Annotated in this window: 16 protein-coding genes and 1 pseudogene; 16 read left to right on the top strand and 1 reads right to left on the bottom strand. The window is 36.8% G+C overall.

What is annotated here, in order from left to right; genetic code table 11:
* Positions 1-22 precede the first annotated feature (22 nt).
* The 13 genes from KHA88_RS17630 (at position 23) to KHA88_RS17570 (ending at position 15,951) form a co-directional block, all read left to right on the top strand.
* Positions 23-292, top strand: a complete 270-nt coding sequence (locus KHA88_RS17630; RefSeq protein ID WP_213099739.1) for a LacI family DNA-binding transcriptional regulator — start codon at positions 23-25, stop codon at positions 290-292.
* Complete coding sequence (locus KHA88_RS17625) at positions 208-1,056, top strand: substrate-binding domain-containing protein (protein ID WP_213099837.1); 849 nt, start codon at positions 208-210, stop codon at positions 1,054-1,056. Before KHA88_RS17630 ends, KHA88_RS17625 begins: the two co-directional genes overlap by 85 nt.
* Before the next feature lie 525 nt (positions 1,057-1,581).
* A complete protein-coding gene (locus tag KHA88_RS17620; RefSeq protein WP_430413680.1) occupies positions 1,582-2,451 on the top strand; it encodes an ABC transporter permease in 870 nt (289 codons plus the stop codon).
* A 57-nt stretch (positions 2,452-2,508) separates the two neighbouring features.
* Positions 2,509-3,369, top strand: a complete 861-nt coding sequence (locus KHA88_RS17615) for a carbohydrate ABC transporter permease (RefSeq protein WP_213099838.1) — start codon at positions 2,509-2,511, stop codon at positions 3,367-3,369.
* Positions 3,370-3,428: 59 nt separating this feature from the next.
* Positions 3,429-5,009 carry an ABC transporter substrate-binding protein gene (locus tag KHA88_RS17610; RefSeq protein WP_213099741.1) on the top strand — a complete coding sequence of 527 codons (1,581 nt, stop codon included), beginning with the start codon at positions 3,429-3,431 and terminating at the stop codon, positions 5,007-5,009.
* 103 nt (positions 5,010-5,112) lie between these two features.
* Entirely contained in the window at positions 5,113-7,482 is a 2,370-nt protein-coding gene (locus tag KHA88_RS17605) for a glycoside hydrolase family 2 TIM barrel-domain containing protein (protein WP_249306206.1), read from the top strand.
* Between the two features lie 404 nt (positions 7,483-7,886).
* Complete coding sequence (locus KHA88_RS17600; RefSeq protein WP_213099742.1) at positions 7,887-8,840, top strand: DMT family transporter; 954 nt, start codon at positions 7,887-7,889, stop codon at positions 8,838-8,840.
* 157 nt (positions 8,841-8,997) lie between these two features.
* The gene (locus KHA88_RS17595; RefSeq protein WP_213099743.1) at positions 8,998-9,615 is read left to right on the top strand and encodes an acetate uptake transporter; all 618 of its coding nucleotides are present in this window, start codon (positions 8,998-9,000) and stop codon (positions 9,613-9,615) included.
* Between the two features lie 298 nt (positions 9,616-9,913).
* Positions 9,914-12,079 carry a M28 family peptidase gene (locus KHA88_RS17590; RefSeq protein WP_213108542.1) on the top strand — a complete coding sequence of 722 codons (2,166 nt, stop codon included), beginning with the start codon at positions 9,914-9,916 and terminating at the stop codon, positions 12,077-12,079.
* A gap of 610 nt (positions 12,080-12,689) precedes the next feature.
* Positions 12,690-13,472 (top strand): hypothetical protein, encoded by a 783-nt coding sequence (locus tag KHA88_RS17585; RefSeq protein WP_213099745.1) that lies wholly within the window; start codon positions 12,690-12,692, stop codon positions 13,470-13,472.
* 239 nt (positions 13,473-13,711) lie between these two features.
* On the top strand, positions 13,712-14,494 hold the full coding sequence (locus tag KHA88_RS17580) for a transporter substrate-binding domain-containing protein (RefSeq protein ID WP_213099746.1): 783 nt from the start codon (positions 13,712-13,714) through the stop codon (positions 14,492-14,494).
* A 35-nt stretch (positions 14,495-14,529) separates the two neighbouring features.
* The gene (locus KHA88_RS17575) at positions 14,530-15,195 is read left to right on the top strand and encodes an amino acid ABC transporter permease (RefSeq protein WP_213108541.1); all 666 of its coding nucleotides are present in this window, start codon (positions 14,530-14,532) and stop codon (positions 15,193-15,195) included.
* Positions 15,196-15,207: 12 nt separating this feature from the next.
* A complete protein-coding gene (locus KHA88_RS17570) occupies positions 15,208-15,951 on the top strand; it encodes an amino acid ABC transporter ATP-binding protein (protein ID WP_346729006.1) in 744 nt (247 codons plus the stop codon).
* A 198-nt stretch (positions 15,952-16,149) separates the two neighbouring features.
* On the opposite strand, the pseudogene KHA88_RS21230 reads toward KHA88_RS17570, so the two are convergent.
* Positions 16,150-16,245 (bottom strand): annotated as a pseudogene (locus tag KHA88_RS21230) (YjcZ family sporulation protein); the annotation flags it as partial.
* Between the two features lie 283 nt (positions 16,246-16,528).
* On the opposite strand from KHA88_RS21230, the gene KHA88_RS17560 reads away from it, so the two are divergent.
* The 3 genes from KHA88_RS17560 to KHA88_RS17550 all read left to right on the top strand — a co-directional run bounded on the left by KHA88_RS17560 (position 16,529) and on the right by KHA88_RS17550 (position 19,490).
* Positions 16,529-17,728 carry a sensor histidine kinase gene (locus KHA88_RS17560; protein WP_213099749.1) on the top strand — a complete coding sequence of 400 codons (1,200 nt, stop codon included), beginning with the start codon at positions 16,529-16,531 and terminating at the stop codon, positions 17,726-17,728.
* Complete coding sequence (locus tag KHA88_RS17555) at positions 17,728-18,384, top strand: response regulator (RefSeq protein WP_213099750.1); 657 nt, start codon at positions 17,728-17,730, stop codon at positions 18,382-18,384. The genes KHA88_RS17560 and KHA88_RS17555 overlap by 1 nt, the downstream gene beginning before the upstream one ends.
* A 173-nt stretch (positions 18,385-18,557) precedes the next feature.
* Positions 18,558-19,490: an ABC transporter ATP-binding protein gene (locus KHA88_RS17550; protein WP_213099751.1), complete on the top strand. Its 933-nt coding sequence runs from the start codon at positions 18,558-18,560 to the stop codon at positions 19,488-19,490.
* Positions 19,491-19,493 lie beyond the last annotated feature (3 nt).

The following is a 19,493-nucleotide window of genomic DNA, read 5'->3' as shown; positions in this document are numbered from 1 at the left end:
TGTAATGAAATGGGGGAAAGTTATGAAAAAGGGAAATATAACAATATATGACATTGCTAAAGAAGCTAATGTATCGCCAGCAACCGTTTCCCGAGTCTTAACGGGAAATGCAAAAGTGCGTCCACAGACAATGCGGAAAATAGCTGATTTGATTGAAAAGTATCATTTTAGACCTAATAGTTTAGCAAGAAGCTTATTGCATAAGCAATCGAAAACGATTGGTTTTATCTTACCGGACATAAACCACCCTTTTTTTCAACACTGGTTCAAAGAAGTGAGGCCTGTGCATTAGATTTAGGGTATACAGTGTTTCTTGGCAATACAATGAACAACTCAGAGAATGAATCTAAATACTTACATAGTTTAGTGGAAAAACAGGTGGATGGGATTATTTATTTGGGCGGTAGAATTAATGATACTGAAACGGACCAGGAATATGCTCAAGAAATAAAGAAAGTGATGGAGAGAGTTCCAATTGTTTTTGTTAATGGTCAAATGGCCGGTGTAGATGCCCATGTAGTTAGGACAGATGAAGAGACTGGAATTGATAAGCTTGTCGAACTATTAATCAATCTAAACCATAAAAAGATTGGTTTTCTTGGTGGAAAGGAAGGAATAAGTTCAACTGACGTTAAAAAAGCCTCTTTTGTTCAAGCGATGAAAAGCAAAGGGCTAGGTGTTAGTGAAGATTGGGTTTTAGGTACCGGATTTAATATTGAATCTGGCGAAGAAGTTGCGTCACAATTGCTCTTTTTAAAAGAAAGGCCTACAGCGGTTATCTGTGCTAACGATCTAGTAGCGATCGGGGTAATAAAAGTTCTTACCAAATTTGGATTAAAGGTTCCAGATGATGTTTCAGTTGTTGGGTTTGATGATATATATTTGGCAAAGCATTTCCCTCCAGGAATTACGACCGTAAGTCAAAACTATGATAAGTTGGGTCAAACAGCTATCAATGTATTAGTAGATTTAATTAATGAGAAAGAAGCAGCGAAAGAAACAGTTGTTCCAACATCACTCGTATTAAGAGATTCCTGCAAATTATTTTCGGGGTGAAAATTTGTTTTTGACCTCTTTACAGAGGTTGGAGTTCAATAATATTAAAATGGGTTTCATTTTCCAAAATGGAATATTGGTTATAGTATCACAGATAATTTGTATCTCTTTATTTTTCAAGGGAATGAAACCGGTTTCATATTTGAATTGGAAATTAGGATTCGAATTTAATGAAGAGATATATTTTTCCCAAACAACTATATTGATTTATGTATATTCAATCAATAAGTGGATATTCGGAGTAAAATAACAACCCGAAGATTTTTCCGTTTATTCACATGTTAACTGTTTGCCATACATATTCCTGTCAACTTTCTATTAATAACATTGGAAAAATATTCCTAATACCCATTTCTAATTTATATAAAGTGTTCTTAAAGGCGTTTCCGCTTTTGAGTAAGAATCAAGTTGTTTAGGAGGATTTAAATGAAAACCGTAACTGTCCAATCGGATGCACCTATTATTCAAAAACAAGCAAAAGATTCTGTATTTAAAAGAATATGGAAGAATCGAACCCTTCTTATTATGTGTTCACCTGCTATTATTTTCTTTGCGATCTTTGCGTATCTGCCGATGCCGGGGCTATATCTCGCATTTGTAAACTTTGATTATTCTCTGGGAATTTTTAAAAGCGCTTTCATAGGGTTTGAAAATTTTCGCTTTCTAGTGATGACAGGAGATCTATGGAAGTTGACCTTTAATACCATTGCTTATAACCTGGCTTTCATCGTTTTTGGTAATATCCTTCAAATAGGTGTAGCTATTATGCTTAACGAACTGGCAAGCAAATGGTTTAAAAAAGTATCGCAAACCATTATGTTTCTACCGCATTTTATTTCCGCGGTCCTCGTTGGACTTTTAGCCTACAACATTCTTAGCTACGATTATGGGATGCTTAATTCATTTTTGAAAGCTGTTGGCTTGGATCCAGTCCAGACCTATTCGAATCCGGCGATTTGGCCATATATTATTGTCATCACTTTCCTTTGGCAGTCGACAGGATATGGATCGATCATCTATTTTGCGGCCATCATGGGTCTTGATAGGGGCATTCTAGAGGCAGCTGAAATTGACGGGGCCAATGCTTTCCAACGTATTCGATACATCATTATTCCCTGGCTTAAGCCAACCTTTATCATTTTACTATTATTCTCTTTAGGCGGCGTTTTAAAAGGGAACTTTGGTTTGTTTTATAACTTGGTTGGCGCTAATAATACGATGCTCTATCCAACGACAGATATTATTGAAACTTACGTGTTCCGAACATTGATGACGAATTTTAACTTTTCATTGGGAAGTGCCGTGAGTTTATATCAATCTATTCTTGGATTCTTTATTGTCATTACAGCAAACTGGATTGTCAGAAAAGTTTCGCCAGAAAATTCATTGTTTTAAAGGAGGGACGATTTTGTGGAAAAAACAGAAAGAAGAAATATAGATTTTTCTACTATCATGGTTCGTTTTATCGGATATGGTTTCATTGGTTTTTTTGCTTTATGTTGTCTTTTGCCATTTATCATGATCTTGTCTTCATCCTTCACAACAGAAAAGGCCATTATGGAAAGCGGATTTGTTTTATGGCCTAAAGAATTTACTACTTTTGCATATGAAATTGTTTTTCAAAATCCAAGACTGGTCATTGGATCATATGTCGTCACGTTGATTATTACAATTGCCGGAACTGCGATCGGTTTGTTTATTGTAGCGATGACGGGCTATGCCTTGCAACGCCAGGACTTCTTGTATCGTAATAAAATATCGTTCTATATCTACTTCACAACCCTTTTTTCAGGTGGGCTTGTCCCGTTTTACCTTTTAGTAACGCAGTATCTTCATCTTAAGGATAATTACCTCGCAGTACTACTGCCAGGATTGTTGAGTCCATTTCTAATCATTATGATGAAGGCATTCACAAAATCAATTCCGCATGAGATTACAGAATCTGCGAAGATGGATGGCGCGGGTGATTTCACGATATTTTTACGTTTAATCTTACCAATGTCAACCCCGGCCCTTGCGACAATTGGACTTTTCATTGCCCTAGGGTATTGGAATGAATGGTATCATTCAATGCTTTTCCTTTCATCAAATATGGAATATAGGCCACTGCAGTTATTCCTTTATAACGTTATTACGAGTGCTGATTATATAAGGAATTCAGCTGCTTCATCCAATGTGCCGCCACAAGATGTCCCGCTTGAATCGATGAAAATGGCAACGGCGATTGTCGCTACGGGACCCGTTATTCTGTTTTATCCGTTTGTGCAGCGGTACTTTATTAAAGGTATTACCATTGGTGCTGTTAAGGGGTAATTGAATATGATTGGGGAACTTCCTCATTTCATAGATATAAAAAAAGGGGAGGCAATAAAATGTTGAAGATGAGAAAATTCTTGGTTTTAGTGATTGTCATGCTGTTGACCTTCAGTCTTGCGGCCTGCAACGGATCTAAGAAAACGGGTTCGGAAAAAACGAATCCCGGTACAAAAGTAAACGAGGATGGGGAAGTTGATACGTCTAAATTCGTTACCATTACGTACATGATGTTAGGAGATAAACCGACAAATGGCCAGCTTGAGAAAGTAATGGAGCAAGTAAATGCTAAATTAAAGGAAAAAGTAAACGCTAATCTTGAGTTGAAATGGATTGAATGGGCGGATTATATGACAAAATATAATCTTACCCTAGCTTCTGGTGAACCTGTTGATTTAATTATCACAGCAACTGATTGGTTAGATGCATGGGGAAATGCTCAAAAGGGTGCTTTCTTAGATATTTCTGACCTTCTACCTATATATGCCCCTCAGACATGGCAAGAAGTTCCCGAAGAACACTGGGCGGAAACAAAATACGATGGGAAAATTGTGATGATTCCTGAAGACTCTTTTACACAATGGGTTAACCACGGATTTTTCTATCGTACGGATTGGGCAAAAGAATTTGGCATTAATGAACATATTAAAGATTTTGACATGCTAGGAAAGTATTTCCAGGGAATTATTGATAACAAACCAGGCGTCGTTCCTTGGGATGCACAAGGAACAAATGTTACGACAGCATGGGGGTACGTAAATTCTTATTCAGATGCTATTGAACTTCCTATTACTACAGGAGTATTCCCGATTTACTGGGGTAAATCATATGAAGATTTCACCACTGTTACAAGCCCAGTGTTTGATCAAATTTTTGTAGACTATGCGAGACTGATGAAGGATTGGGCAGATAAAGGCTATTGGCGTGCGGATGTATTGAATTACAAAGGTGACACTCGTGAGTTGTTCCAGGCTGGTAAAACGGGTGCAGACCAGCATCATACGCAAACATTCTCAGGTTTACGCCCGCAAATGGATAAAAAACAACCTGGTTCAGAAATCGATATGTTTGCTTGGTCTGATACACGTGACAACTTAATTTCAATGTCCATTACACATGGTGCTACAGCCGTAGGAGCTCATAGTAAAAATCCAGAGCGTGCCCTTATGGTATATGATTTAATCCGTAATGACGAGGAAATTTATAGATTATTCAACTACGGTATTGAAGGCGTTCAATACGAAATTGTAGACGGTAAACGTGTTCGTCCTGAAGGGTATGATGATACAAAAGATTCATTTAGTTCTAACTTCTGGGGTGGCCGTGTAGACAAATTCGAAATTCCATCCGAAGACCAATGGGATGGAATGGAGGGGATTTACGCAAAATACGATAATATTAAGAACCCATTCCCATATGGCCAATTTGTTTTTGATAGTAAGCCTGTAGATGCCGAAATTGCTGCACTTTCACAAGTGACAGCACAGCTTATACCAGCTATTGCGTTTGGTAAAGCGGGAGACCCAGATAAGGCTGTTCAAGACTTAAGGAAGAGATTAGAGGCAGCAGGTTATGAAAAAGTATTAAATGAAATTCAAAAACAGATGGATGAATATAAAAAGCTTGTAGAAAGTAATTAACTTTAGAATGACTTCAAGAGAACAAGGGGCTATCACATGCTTGATAGCCCTTTGTTAATTCGTCAGATTAAATTAGTTAAAAGATAAGAGGTGTGGGCTGAGTATGGTAAATGTAATGAAGCAAGAGTGGGATCTGTCAGTTAAGAGTAGGAAATTTAACTTTGATTGGAAGTTCCTAAAAGGTGATAATTCTAGTGCATTTAGAGTTGGGTTCGATGATTCAGATTGGCGTACATTAGATTTACCACATGATTGGAGCATCGAAGGCCCTTTTAAGCGGGAATATGCAAGTGCAACCGGCTATCTGCCTGGAGGTATTGGTTGGTATCGGAAGAATTTTATTGTCCCTGATAGCCTGAAGGAAAAGAAACTATTTATACAATTTGATGGAATATACAAAAATAGCGAAGTGTGGATCAATGAACATTATCTTGGTAAAAGGCCTTATGGATATAGCTCATTTCAATATGACTTGACCCCATATTTACATTTTGATAAGAAGGAAAATGTGATTGCTGTGAAGGTAGATCACTCAGACTTTGCTGATTCACGTTGGTATACGGGATCTGGTATTTATCGAAATGTATTTATTAATTTGACTGATAAAGTGTATATCAAGCCGTATGGAATATTCGTCACAACCCCGAAAATTTCAGCATCAGAAGCAGAGGTTGAAATTCAAACAGGTGTAAAAAATGAATATCGTAGTGTGGCTAATATCCAAATTGAACATCAAATTAAAGATGCTGACGGAAAAGCAGTGATTGCTAGTTCATACATGGAGACGATTCGAGCAAATGATGAACAAGACTTTTTGCATTCTATTTTCCTAGAAAAGCCAAATCTATGGTCACCGGATCATCCGTATTTATATAGTATTGAAACAAAAGTGATAAAAGATGGTGAATTAATAGATTTGGAGATTACTCAAATTGGTATTAGATATTTTCATTTTGACGCGGATTCAGGATTTCATCTTAACGGAAAGAGTATCAAAATGAAAGGTGTCTGTATCCACCATGACGCGGGGTGTCTTGGTGCGGCAGTTCCTGAAAAGGTGTGGCATAGACGATTACAACTTTTAAAAGAAGCTGGTGTAAATGCAATTAGAATGAGTCATAATCCACCTGCACCAGAGTTACTAGATATGTGTGATTCATTTGGTTTTTTAGTCCAAGACGAAGCATTTGATGAATGGGAATATCCAAAGAACAAATGGGTAGAGGGTTGGAATATAGGCGAACCATCACTAGATGGGTATGCTTCTGACTTTACAGAGTGGGCAGAGCTCGATTTGAGGGATATGGTTTTAAGAGATCGCAACCATCCGTCAATTGTTTTCTGGAGTATAGGGAATGAAATTGATTATCCTAATGATCCTTATTCACATCCGGTACTCGAAGGTCGTTACAAAGCAGGCAAGCCTGAAGCAAAGGGCATGGGTGATATTGCCAAGAGGCTTGCAAATGTTGTAAAACAATATGATCCAACAAGACCCGTTACAGCTGCATTAGCAAGTGCTATCATGTCAAATGAAACTGATTTTCCGGATGCTCTTGACGTGGTGGGTTATAACTATCAAGAGTTTCTTTATCATGAAGACCATGAAAAATACCCTAATAGAGTGATATATGGAAGTGAAAACGGAAGACATCACGATGCATGGTTGGCTGTAGAAAATAATGACTTTATATCAGGACAATTTATCTGGACAGGGATTGACCATTTGGGAGAAGCTCGTGGATGGCCTATTCGTCATGCTACTCCTGGAATGCTCGATCTAGCAGGGTTCAAAAAACCTTTATACTTTTTTAAACAGAGCCAATGGTCTGATAAAGATATGGTTCATATAGGATTGACCTCCATTAAGGAAGCTAATCCTGATCATATTAACTGGGACCATGAAGTTGTCTGCCAATGGAAAGGGACTGATGGAGAAACAGTAAGGGTTGCTTGTTGTACAAATTGTCCTGAAGTGGACTTACTGTTAAATGGTGAATCTGTTGGTGTCAAAAAACGTGAGGACTTCCCCTTTGGAACGATCTTTTGGGACATTCCATACGCAAAAGGTACATTAAAAGTGATAGGGAAAAGAGATGAAACAATTAGTTGTACACATGAATTAAAGACAGCCGGAGAGCCCGTTAAGTTACTGTCACATCCGGATACGCTCACTCTTAAAGCCGACAAACAAGATGTCGCCCATATAGAAGTCAATATCCTAGATCAAGATAATAACCTTGTCTATGACGCAGTTAATGAAATCCATTGTAACATCGAAGGACCTGGTGAAATAATCGGGATAGAATGTAGTAACCCTAAAAGCCATCAGGATTATAAGGCTAACTACAGAAAGGCCTATCACGGGAAATTATTAATCTATGTGAAAGCTACTGATCAACCAGGAACTATTATATTAGAGGCCTCATCTGTGGATTTGGCAAGTTCGTCTGTAGTAATTGAAGTAAAATAATAATCATAACAGAATGACAAAGACTTCGAATACATGATACTCGGGGTCCTTATAATGAGAAGCTGTCCAAAAAATATAAAAAATATCTCATGCAGACCAGGTTATCGTGAATTATATTTTCCGATTTCCTGGTCTTTTTCATGTTAACTCCTTTCTTTAGGAATAAACTCCATTCTTAACAGGCAAATTAAATATACAATACCAGCTGGCACGGAAAAGTTATAAGCAAAGGAATATATGTGTATGTATCAGTTCACATTTTCTGGTGGATGTTCATTCCTGTTCCTATCCTGACAGTTCAGAATCTACAATATCTGAAATTTGTATTGACAATTAAATTTGAATCAAATGATTAATTTGGCATGGTCCCGGTGAAATGATTTTGGGAAAAGAGGTAGAGTTTCATGAATGTAAAAGGTACTAAAGGAGCTAAAATTGGGATAGGCCTAGGAGCTACTTCGGCCATTGCTTGGGGAATTGATACTGTCATCATTGGCATTATAATAGCTAGTTCACCTTTTAAAGAGGCTGTCGTAATTGCTCCAATTATAGCCGCTTTCATGCATGACTTTTTCTCCTCCCTATGGATATCATTATTAATGATTGTAAAAGGTGAATTTATTCATGTGTTAAGGTTATTTAAAACAAAAAGTGGAGCGATTTTAGTTTTAGGAGCATTGGCCGGTGGGCCTTTGGCAATGACCTTTTATTTTCTTGGGATCCAGCATGCAGGAGCGACATATGCGGCAAGTATTGCTTCTATATTCCCTGGGATAGGTGCAATACTCGCTTTCACTTTCTTGAAGGAAAAAATGACCGGAAAAACTTGGCTGGGCGTTGCTTTAAGTATCATCGGAGTGATTATATTAGCCTATGTGCCAGCGAAGTTTACCGGCGGAAGTAATTTTTTCATTGGAATATTGTTTTCCTTAGGGGCTGCCATATTTTGGGGGATTGAAGGTGTGATCGGCGCTTGGGGAATGAAAGGAAAAGAGGTTGTTCCGCTATATGCCATTAATATAAGACAGATGACCTCTGCATTAAGTTATGCACTATTAATTGTACCATTTATTCATGGGTACCCTTTAGCATTTCAAGCAGCGTCATCTAATATCGTATGGATAATAGTCATAGCAGGTTTTTTAGGAACGGCTAATTATTCTCTATACTACACGTCAATTAATTTAATCGGTGCTGCAAGGGGGCAATCGCTTAATAACACATATGTTTTTTGGGCTATATTAACCGAAATTATAATTATAGGCACCCCTGTAAACTTGCAATTTATTATAGGTACGGCAATTGTGATTTTAGGTTCTATCCTCGTTTCTGGAAACATAAAGGTATCGAAGAGTTGAGACATGCACTCAAATAATATTTCACATACCAACCCCGCCCCTTCTATCAACTAGGGCGTGCCATACATCGAATGGAATCATCTTAACATGACCTTATTTGACAGTCCTTACCTTATCCTATAAAGTACATAGGTATATTTATTTTTAGGAGGAAGTAATGGATACTCAGAATCACACACAAGTAAAAATAACAACAGCAGATCCATCCGCAATAGGCTTGTTCGGTCTAGCAATGGTAACGTTGGTAGCATCATCACAAAAGTTGGGCATAACGGAGGGATTTTCTTATCTTTTGCCCTGGGTGTTTTTCTTAGGCGGTCTAGCTCAAGTTTATGCGTCGGTTTTAGATGCAAAGCTTAACAATATATTTGGGACAACAGCATTCGGCGCATATGGACTATTTTGGCTTGGTATCGGAACAACATGGTTAATCCAACTGGGGTTTTTTGGCGAAAAACTTGCCACAGACGGAGATATTAGACAACTTGGATTTGCATTTATCGGTTATTTGATTTTCAGTATTTTTATGACGATTGGGGCCATGGAAACAAATAAACTGTTGTTCATCATTTTTGTCTTTATTGACTTCCTATTCATTGGCTTATCATTAAGTTCTTTTAATATTTTGTACAATATTACCTCTATGCTGGCGGCAATAGCTGAATTGTGCATCGCGTTGCTATCTTTCTATGGTTCAGCGGCGAACGTGTTAAATACACACTTTGGACGAATTGTCCTACCAATAGGAAAACCGTTTGGGATTTTTAAAAAATAAGTCTCACTTTCATTTAACAGTGAACGGCGGAAAGCGGTTTTGATGGTGTTGTGACGGACTAGTTAAATAGGAGTGGGCTACGTATATAGCCCACTCCTATTTTCTTATTTATTTTTACTTTTACCGATTTTTATTCAAAGTTCATTTGCTAATTATGATTAAATTAAAGACCTCTTACTCTATGGATTATTCCCTCAAGGATATTTCAAATAGAAACAAAGCAATAGGAATGTCTTGATAAATGAAGGGAAATAATGTTTAATTATTCAGTAATTATACAATGAAAGGATTTAAATAAATGAAAAAGAATTTAAGCTTAATAGTATTGTCTCTTATGATAGTAATGGTGTTTTCTGCTTGCAGTAAAGATGATTCTAGCAATGAAACGAAAGATGAGTCTAAAAATAAAAGTGAAAAAACTGCTGCTATTGAATCTGCAAATAATAAATATTTATCAAAAGTTGATGTTGATTATTCTTTTAACTTTGCAAAAAGTCTAGAAGAATTTAAGTCGAATGAAAAACTAGGTTATCGACCTGCTGGCTCGGAAGCAGAGATTAAAACAGGTAATAAGATTTTTGAAGAAATGAAGAAAATTGGACTAACCGAAGTAACGAGAGATGAGTTTACAGTTGATACGTGGGAATTTGAAAAAGCGGATATGAAATATACAGATGAAAATGGAAAAGAACATCTTTTTGTTCTAGGAGGCTATCAAACGAACTTCGATACAAAAGGATTCAAAGAGTTTGAAGTTGTTTATGCAGGAAAAGGTACAAAAAATGATTTAGCTGGGCTTGATGTCAAAGGTAAGCTCGTGATAGTAGATATTAATCAGCGTGAGGAATGGTGGGTAAACTACCCCGCATATCAAGCACATGTAAAAGATGCCGCTGCAGTAATTGTTGTACAAGAAGGTGGCTATTCCGAGGTTGACTCTAATGCCTTAAATGCACAAGATATTTGTGGACCAGATGATGCGCCAGTATTTTCAATGTCCCAAAACGATGCGGAAGTATTAAAGAAATCAATTAGTGCCAGCAAAACAGGCTCTTATAAGGTCAATTTTGACGCAAAGTCAGTTGTCGAATTTGATGGAAAGACTTATAACTATTACGGTAAAATCATAGGGAAAGACCCAGAGTCATATATCATTTTATCAGCGCATTATGATTCCTATTTTGCAGGATTCCAAGACGATAATGCTGCTATCGCTCTTATGCTAGGAATCGCAAAGGGATTAGTCGATAGTGGTTACCAACCAGAAAAAACGATTATATTTAATGCACTTGCTGCTGAGGAATGGGGAGTTTCAAATACTCGTTATGATTGGTCAACGGGAGCATATAATCAAATTTTCAACATTCATCCAGAATGGGTAGGGAAGGCTGTTGCCAATATTAACTTCGAGCTACCAGCTTATGAACATACTACAATGGATGAAATTCGATCTGTATACGAACTTAAGAATTATCTTGAAAACTTTGCAAAGAATGTGCCAAGTGTAAATGGAGTATATGAAGAAGGAATATCCATTGTTTCACCACTTAGAACATGGTCAGATGACTTTTCATTCTCCCTTGCGGGTGTTCCAGCTCTTCGAAATGATTTTCAGGATAGTGATTTCATGAGATCTCATTATCACTCTCAGTTTGATAATGAAGAGACTTATAATGAAAAAGCATTTTTGTTCCATCATAATTTATATGGTTTATTGACGATGTATTATGATCAAACGGCAGTTGTTCCTCTCGATTTTACCGTTCGCTTAAATGCTTTAAAGAAATCAATCAACCAAGATATTTTTGATCAAATAGACGTATCGTCAGATAAGCTTGTTTCAGAGGTAGACAAGGTAATTGGTTATGCCAAAAAGGTAAATGATGAAGTTAACAAAATAAATGAAAGTTATCAGAAAGCATTAAATGACGGCGATGATCATGCAGCTAAGAAGTTATATGCTGAAAGTAGACAGTTAAACAAGGTGCTTTTAGAAACATTTAAAGTTGCGCAGGATCAATTAGTCAAACTTACATGGGAAGATGAACCGATTTTTCCTCACGAACACTCACAAAATAATATTGAAAACATATCGCTTTCTATTGAGTCTTTGAAAAAAGGTGACATCAATACGGCGCTTGATGAATATTTATGGAGAATTGATAATAACTGGTATGCTTATGATTTCGATAAGGAAGTTTTCAATTACTTTACGGACTATGTTCTAAATCAACCCGCTGACAGATTGATGTGGGGTGCTGGCAGAATTGTGGGCCATGAAGATTTATATGATCCAATCAATTCTCTTATCAAAAAACGCGGTCAAAAGAATGCTGAGGTTTCAAAAGAATTGAAGATATTAAATAAAGCGTTAGAGGACGAAAAACAAATTCTTAAATCATCAGTTGAACAAGAATATTCAAGTGTTAAAGCAATTGGGGAAATGCTAACTAAATTAAACTAATTTTAAAAGGCGAACGATACCTAGTATTGTTCGCTTTTGTTTTGGTCTTGAAAGTATTTGTGGGTATATTTCTATTGTAAATGATGAATGATGTATTCCTTACTCATCATCACAGTATTTCAACCAATGGCTTCAGACTGAAAAGTTTAAAGCTTGATTGACATCATGGACATGTTAAATTTTTCTCTAACAGCCGGAAAATGATAACGGACGCTTGGATTTCCAAATTTTTTTCAGCATTACTCCGTTAATCTATTATTTCGTATTCGCTCCCCATTTTTAACTACCTATTTTAAGGTAGCCTCTCGTGGTTTAACTAAAAAGTTCAACTTTACTCAACTAAACTACCTCTTCTAAAAAGATTAAAGTTATGTGATCACACTATATTGGTAATGTTGACCTCTTTTCCTCTGATTTGTTAATTATTGAAATGCTTTCGTTATCCTTCTGTGATATTTGTTATCTATTCTTTATCTGTTTGTTCTTTGTATAAAAAATTACTATGATATGATTAAAAAAATTCAACTTACATACTAAAATGACTCATTTTTTTAACAATATCATTTAGTAAAACTTTACATATTGTAATAAGAAGGAAAGAGGGAACATTGTGAACACTGATCAAGCATTTGACTTGTTAAAGGACGCAGGAATAAAAGAAAGTATTGGCATTCAAACTGTTAGACGTTGGCTGCGTGAAGGTAAGATTAAATACGAGGGAGGAAAGGGGAATAGAAAATCTGGATACATAATAGATGACATAGACCAAGCTATTGAGCTGTTAAAGGACGCGGGACTAACAGAAAGTATTAGTGTTCAAACTGTTAGACGTTGGCTGGGTGAAGGTAAGATTAAATACGAAGAAGCAAACGAGAAAAGGAAGACTGAATACATCATTAATGACACAACAACAAAGCTGTTAATCAATGATCGTATTGATCAAAACATGGACGAAATCATCCACCGCTTAAAATCAAAAATACAAGCACAAGATAAGTATATAGAAGGAATGGAAGAGCTTCATGAGAATGCAAAACAAAGTATAATCCAGCAGAGAGATAAGCTGAAAAAAGAATTGGTGATATTAAAGAATGAGGTAAGTATATTACAAAATGCATCAAATGATTTATTAAAGGAAAATATGGAATTACGTTATGAATTGAGAAATTTAAAAGAAAGCAAAAAAGAGAATTATCATTTCACCACTATCACTCAATCTAAAAATTATAGTAAAAAATTAGGGTTTTCAAAAATGGCTACTAATAAAGAAGTGTTATCAGAATATAAAGGGTTATTAAAAATAACTCATCCAGATCATGGAGGCAACGCAAAGTTATTTCATTATATTAAGACTGATTACGAAAACTTTAGAAATAGTATTAAAGGTAAATGAATTAAAGCAAATAAAAAAAAGCGACCTCATCCTTATTCCAAAGGCGGATTTAGGATTGAGGTTGCTTTTTTGATGAAAAGAAAAATTAAATACATTGATTATATTTTCCACTAATGAAAGGGGGTGAAACAAGGTATGCTGCTACTATTTTATACTTTACCTTTTTCCTCCGTGGTTAAAACTATTAAACGCTGGGTAAATAACTATCAAGCTTGAAAAGAGAGGAGAATAATCAGGCAATGAGGATAAGATTTATACATATGCTAGCGACCATACTTTTAATTGGTATGCTAACAGCCTGTGCCCAAAAGGAGCAATCTTCGGACGGCGCTAAGTTGATAGATAAGGATAAGTTTATTTTTGCAGCTTCAGGAGAATTTAAGCCATTTAGCTATGTTAAAAATGATGATCTTTCTATGACTGGTTTCGATGTCGAGGTTGGGAATGCTGTTGGAAAGGAACTGGGACTGGAACCAGTCCAGAAGAGAATGAAATTTAAAGGACTCATTGAGGGTATTAAGACAGGCAGGGCAGATGTAGCAGTCGCTAGCCACACAATCAATTCGGAACGGGCCAAACAAGTGGCTTTTTCCACGCCATATTACTACTCAGGACCCCAGATTTTCACCAGACCTGACAGCAAAATTAAAACAGTAGATGACTTAAAGGGAAAAGAAGTTGCTGTAGCAAAAGGCTCTACCTATGCTGAAACAGCAAATAAGTATACGAACAATATTAAAATGTACGATAGTGATATTACAGCTTTGAAAGCACTTAGCATTGGCAGGCATGACGCTGTTATTACCGATTTTGTTACTGGGAAAAGTGCAAAGCGAGAAGGATTTAAAATTACGGAAAGGCAGCTAATCGAGCGAAGCGAGCAGGCTATAGTTGTTCCGAAAGACAATCCTGAACTTCTTAAGCAGGTAAATGAATCACTTCAAAAGCTTCGTGACAATGGAACACTTGCAAAAATCAGTAAAAAGTATTTTGGTCAGGATATTACGAAAAAACCAGAATAATAAATCGGTAATCAGAAAGAAAGGATGACGTAGTTTTGCCAAGTTTTTCGCATTTTTTAAATACATTAACTAGCAGTAAGGGCCTATTCATCGAAGCAACACTATTGACTTTAAAGCTTACTGTTGTTTCCATTTTAATTGGAATTTTAATTGGATTATTTTTTGCGCTTCTAAAAATTTCCAAGATTAAAATGCTTGGTTATATTTCGGATGTTTATGTGTTCCTAGTACGAGGAACTCCACTTATTGTTCAGATTTTCATACTGTATTTTGGTTTCAGCGGAATTTTCCTTATCCCTGACTTTTGGGCAGCAGCACTGGCTCTTGCCTTTCATAACGGTGCTTATATTGCAGAAATTTTCCGCGGGACGATTCAGTCCATTGATAAAGGACAAATGGAAGCCGGACGTTCCCTAGGTATGACCAGAGGACTCGCAATGCGTAGAATTATTCTTCCACAAGCTTTCAAGAGGGCGCTGCCTCCCCTTGGGAACCAATTTATTATCGGACTAAAGGATTCATCACTGGCAGCCTTCATATCCATGAATGAACTATTCAATGTTGCGACCACGCTAGGATCCAATAATTTTGATGAAATGACCTACTTGTTAATCGTTGCTGTTTATTATCTAGTGCTTGTTGCATTGTTGACCCTTGCGGTTAGATTGTTTGAACAAAGACTGGCAGTTAGTGATCGATAGGAGGACAATTAAGTGAATGAGCGAGAAATGATTAAAATAGAAAACTTAAATAAATCATTTGGTAGTTTGCATGTGTTAAAGGATATTAATATTTCAGTATATGAAAGTGAAGTAGTATGCTTAGTCGGAGCTTCTGGCTCTGGTAAAAGTACACTCCTAAGAAGCCTTAACTTTTTAGAAAAAAAGGATAATGGAAGAATTTTCATCCATGGAAAAGAGATTACCCCTAAGACGCACAATATCAATGATGTACGTCAGACGGTTGGAATGGTTTTTCAGCATTTCAACCTGTTTCCGCATAAAACAGTTATTGAAAATATAATTGAAGCACCGACCATGGTGAAGAAAATTCCTAAGAATGAGGCCATTGCCGAAGCTAAGAAGTTGCTCCAAAAGGTTGACCTCGAGGATAAGGCGAATGTTTATCCAAGCAAGCTGTCCGGTGGGCAAAAGCAGCGCGTAGCGATTGCAAGGGCACTTGCCATGCAGCCTGATATTATGCTTTTTGATGAGCCTACATCAGCCCTTGACCCCGAACTTGTGGGTGAAGTTTTGGCTACAATGAAGGAGTTGGCTGATGAAGGTATGACGATGGTGGTAGTTACCCACGAGATGGGCTTCGCCAGTGAGGTTGCAGATTGGATTGTTTATATGGATGAAGGTAGAATCATCGAGAGAAACAAAGCAAGCGAATTCTTTGAGAATCCTAAAGAAAAACGCACAAAAGAATTCCTCCAAGCTACAATGCTAAAATAGTAAGTTAAAGTTCAATCCATGTCCCTATCTTATCTCAAGAAAACCTTCAGCAATGTCCTAAGAAATGTTAAGAAGAGGAAAAATAAACTAGGACAAGGCAACGCCCAATAGGAAGTTGCCTTGTTAAGATATGGCTTATCACCAAAAAAACGGGAAGAACGGAAAGAAACCAACGACTACTGGGTCACCAACCCCTGCACCTCCTACATATGAGGCACCGACTATGATTAATAAAATAAATAGCACTACAATTAAAGCAAACCCAAACCCACCATTTCCTTCCGTATTCTCCATTTTAACTCTCCTTTCACTTATTGCACATTTACACTACAAAGTATGTTTTCTAACTAATCATGATTGTCCATGTACCTCATGAAATGTAAAATTGTTTCAAAAACCTATAACCTTATTAATAGGCTTTAATGCAAGAAAAGGCTTCTTAATATTCAGTAAATAGACTTACCAAATATAAATAATACGATTATAATAATTGTAACCAGATATAAATGGGAGCCGCTGTATGTCAGCTCCCAATGATAAGAAGGTTTCTTTTATCTATTCATAAAGAGGTGATTTTTTGAAATTAACCCTTTTAAGCAGTATTCGATTGATTATGTTTGTCTTGCTCTCTTATATTTATTATATTTCCGTTGAAACTCATACAACCCAACAAATCGTGTTTGTAATTGTAGCTGCATTAGGGTTCTGTATCAATCACTTAATATTAGCTTCCCCTTTAGTAAATAGGTATTTCCTTTTAGCTCTTACACTTGATTCAGTCTTCATTCTTGGCTTTGTTTTTTTCTTTCCGGGACCGACCCTTTATTTGATTTTGTTTGGAGTTAATGCCGTCACTCTCTTTTTAATTGCCGAAAATAAAAGAGTGATTTGGGGATTTTCCCTTGCATTTTTCTTTATTTGGACGATATGTATGATCTATACGTATCAAGTAACAGGAATCATCGATGTTGCAGGCAATATCATCAACTTTACCTTTATTGTTTTTGAAGCCATTGTTGGCCGGCTCATACATAAGTTAATGCATGCACAAGAAAAAAATGAAAATCAATATGACGAGCTTCAAGAGACACATCTTGCTTTAAAAAATGCACATCAACAGTTACATCATTATTCTAAGCAGGTAGAAGAGTTAACACTTATTCGGGAGCGTAACCGTATTTCAGGAGACATTCATGACACTGTTGGTCATAAAATGACAGCATTACTCGTTCAGTTGCAAGTGGCGAAGGAACTCCAGGATATTCAACCCGAAAGGAGCAAGAAAACCATTCTCCTTTGTGAAGAACTAGCGAGAAATGCTCTGCAAGAATTGCGTTTATCTGTTCGTACCTTAAGAGAAAATGACCAAAATCATTCATTTATTACAATAGTAAGAAAAATCCTAGAAGATTACCAAAAGATGACGGGGTTGAAATCTGATTTTTATTTAAAGGGAGATGTTTCACAAATACCGATTTCGATTCAATTAGACTTAACCCGTATCATACAAGAGTCGATTACAAATGCCGTCAGACATGGCGAGGCAACGGAATGCAACGTATTCATTGATATATCCGATTCTATCATTGATATTTCTATTAAAGATAATGGAAAAGGATTAAGCAAGGTAAGTCCTGGATTCGGATTGAAAAATATGAGAGAAAGAGTAGTTGAGCACGGTGGCCAAATTGTGTTTGAAAGCAACCCATCAGAAGGGTTTATCGTGAAAGCAAGTTTTCCATTGAAAGAAATTCGATGGGAAATGGGGGGAGCATAGTGATAAGAATTTTAATCGTTGACGATCAAGAATTAATGAGGGATGGTCTAGCTACGATACTGAATCTAAAAGCAGAAATTGATGTAGTAGGTGTTGCATCAAATGGGAAGGAAGCATTTGAAAAGGCGACTCGTCTTCGTCCAGATATTGTGTTAATGGATATTCGTATGCCTATCGCAAATGGGGTTGAAGGCACAAAGTTAATAACTTCCTCTCTACCCGAAACCAAGGTGTTGATGCTTACAACATTCAATGATAGTGCATTCATTTTTGAAGCACTTGAAGAAGGAGCTAGTGGCTACTTATTAAAGGATATGCCTACTGATGCCATTGTCCAAGCAATTATGACCGTCCAATCTGGCGGAATGGTGTTACCAAGAGAATTAACCGCTGAAATTGTAAAAGAAATGAGAAAAAATCAAGTAACCGATCATGAAACTAAAGTTCCTAAGCTTATCAATGATTTGACGGAACGAGAGCTAGAAGTATTAAACAAGCTCGGTTTAGGCTTAAACAATAAAGAAATTGCAACAGAACTATTTATCACAGAGGGGACCGTTAAAAACCATGTCTCCAATTTAATTAGTAAGCTAGAGCTAAGAGATCGGACTCAAGCGGCGATTTTTGCTGTAAGGTATCATATTTCCACCTTCTGACAGATGACTTTTAGCATAGTGTCCCATGAAATACAGCTGAAAAAGCTGTATTTTTTTTTGAAATATCTATCTAGAGAGAGATTTCCATGTAAAGGATCCACGCTATAATTTGGTTAATGACTAACGATGAATAAAACCATACAACTAATACTTTTAAAAAAGGAAGTGGAAAGATGTTAAAGGTTATAGATATTAAGAAGCGCTATGGTAAAAAAGAAGTAGTGAAAAATGTTTCTTTTACAATCGAAAAGGGCGAATCGTTTGGACTTCTAGGTCCTAATGGAGCGGGAAAATCCACCACTATATCGATGATTTGCGGCCTTATTCCGTACGATCAAGGAGAAGTTTTGGTAAGTGATCTGTCAGTTAAGAAATCACCGATGCTTATTAAGGAAAAAATTGGTGTTGTTCCACAAGAGATTGCTCTCTATCCAACCATGTCGGCGAAGGATAATTTACTATTTTGGGGAGCGATGTACGGCTTATCACGGTCGAAAGCAAAGAAACGGGTGGAAGAAGTGCTGGAGTTTGTTGGTTTACAAGATCGAGCAAAAGATCGGATTGAAACGTTCTCTGGTGGGATGAAACGAAGAATCAATATCGGGGCAGCCTTAATGCATGAGCCCGAACTATTGATTATGGATGAACCGACAGTAGGGATTGATCCTCAATCGAGAAACCATATATTAGAAACGGTCAAAAAGTTAAATGAAAAAGGGATGACCATTATTTACACGAGCCATTACATGGAGGAAGTAGAGTTCTTATGTAATCGGGTGGGGATTATCGATCATGGGGAAGTCATTGCAATAGGTACACAAACTGAACTTTGTAGTCGATTAGTCGGAGGATCGTGCGTTCAGTTAACAGTAGAAAATGAATCATTTCAAGCGATCTCATCATTGAAGGAATTGGAGAATGTCAAAGAGGTTGTAAAGAAAGAATCGAATATGATTGAAGTTTTTGTACAACAACCACATGAGACATTAGGGGCAATTATGACAACGGCAGTGAACAATGGAATGAAAATTGGAGCGGTAGAAATCAAAGAGCCTAACCTTGAAACGCTTTTCTTACAATTAACAGGGCGGTCATTACGAGACTAGGAG

Source organism: Lederbergia citrea (assembly GCF_018343525.1).
Taxonomy (GTDB): domain Bacteria; phylum Bacillota; class Bacilli; order Bacillales; family Bacillaceae_C; genus Lederbergia; species Lederbergia citrea.
The sequence above is the reverse complement of the archived record's forward strand: the minus strand, read 5'-3'. Positions and strand labels throughout refer to the sequence as shown.

Excerpts from the sequence above, each read along its gene's own strand:
- KHA88_RS17600 (WP_213099742.1), top strand. The coding sequence starts at position 7,887 with ATGAATGTAAAAGGTACTAAAGGAGCTAAAATTGGGATAGGCCTAGGA.
- KHA88_RS17580 (WP_213099746.1), top strand. The coding sequence starts at position 13,712 with ATGAGGATAAGATTTATACATATGCTAGCGACCATACTTTTAATTGGT.
- KHA88_RS17550 (WP_213099751.1), top strand. The coding sequence starts at position 18,558 with ATGTTAAAGGTTATAGATATTAAGAAGCGCTATGGTAAAAAAGAAGTA.
- KHA88_RS17615 (WP_213099838.1), top strand. The coding sequence starts at position 2,509 with ATGGTTCGTTTTATCGGATATGGTTTCATTGGTTTTTTTGCTTTATGT.
- KHA88_RS17590 (WP_213108542.1), top strand. The coding sequence starts at position 9,914 with ATGAAAAAGAATTTAAGCTTAATAGTATTGTCTCTTATGATAGTAATG.
- KHA88_RS17610 (WP_213099741.1), top strand. The coding sequence starts at position 3,429 with ATGTTGAAGATGAGAAAATTCTTGGTTTTAGTGATTGTCATGCTGTTG.
- KHA88_RS17630 (WP_213099739.1), top strand. The coding sequence starts at position 23 with ATGAAAAAGGGAAATATAACAATATATGACATTGCTAAAGAAGCTAAT.
- KHA88_RS17605 (WP_249306206.1), top strand. The coding sequence starts at position 5,113 with ATGGTAAATGTAATGAAGCAAGAGTGGGATCTGTCAGTTAAGAGTAGG.
- KHA88_RS17620 (WP_430413680.1), top strand. The coding sequence starts at position 1,582 with ATGTGTTCACCTGCTATTATTTTCTTTGCGATCTTTGCGTATCTGCCG.
- KHA88_RS17595 (WP_213099743.1), top strand. The coding sequence starts at position 8,998 with ATGGATACTCAGAATCACACACAAGTAAAAATAACAACAGCAGATCCA.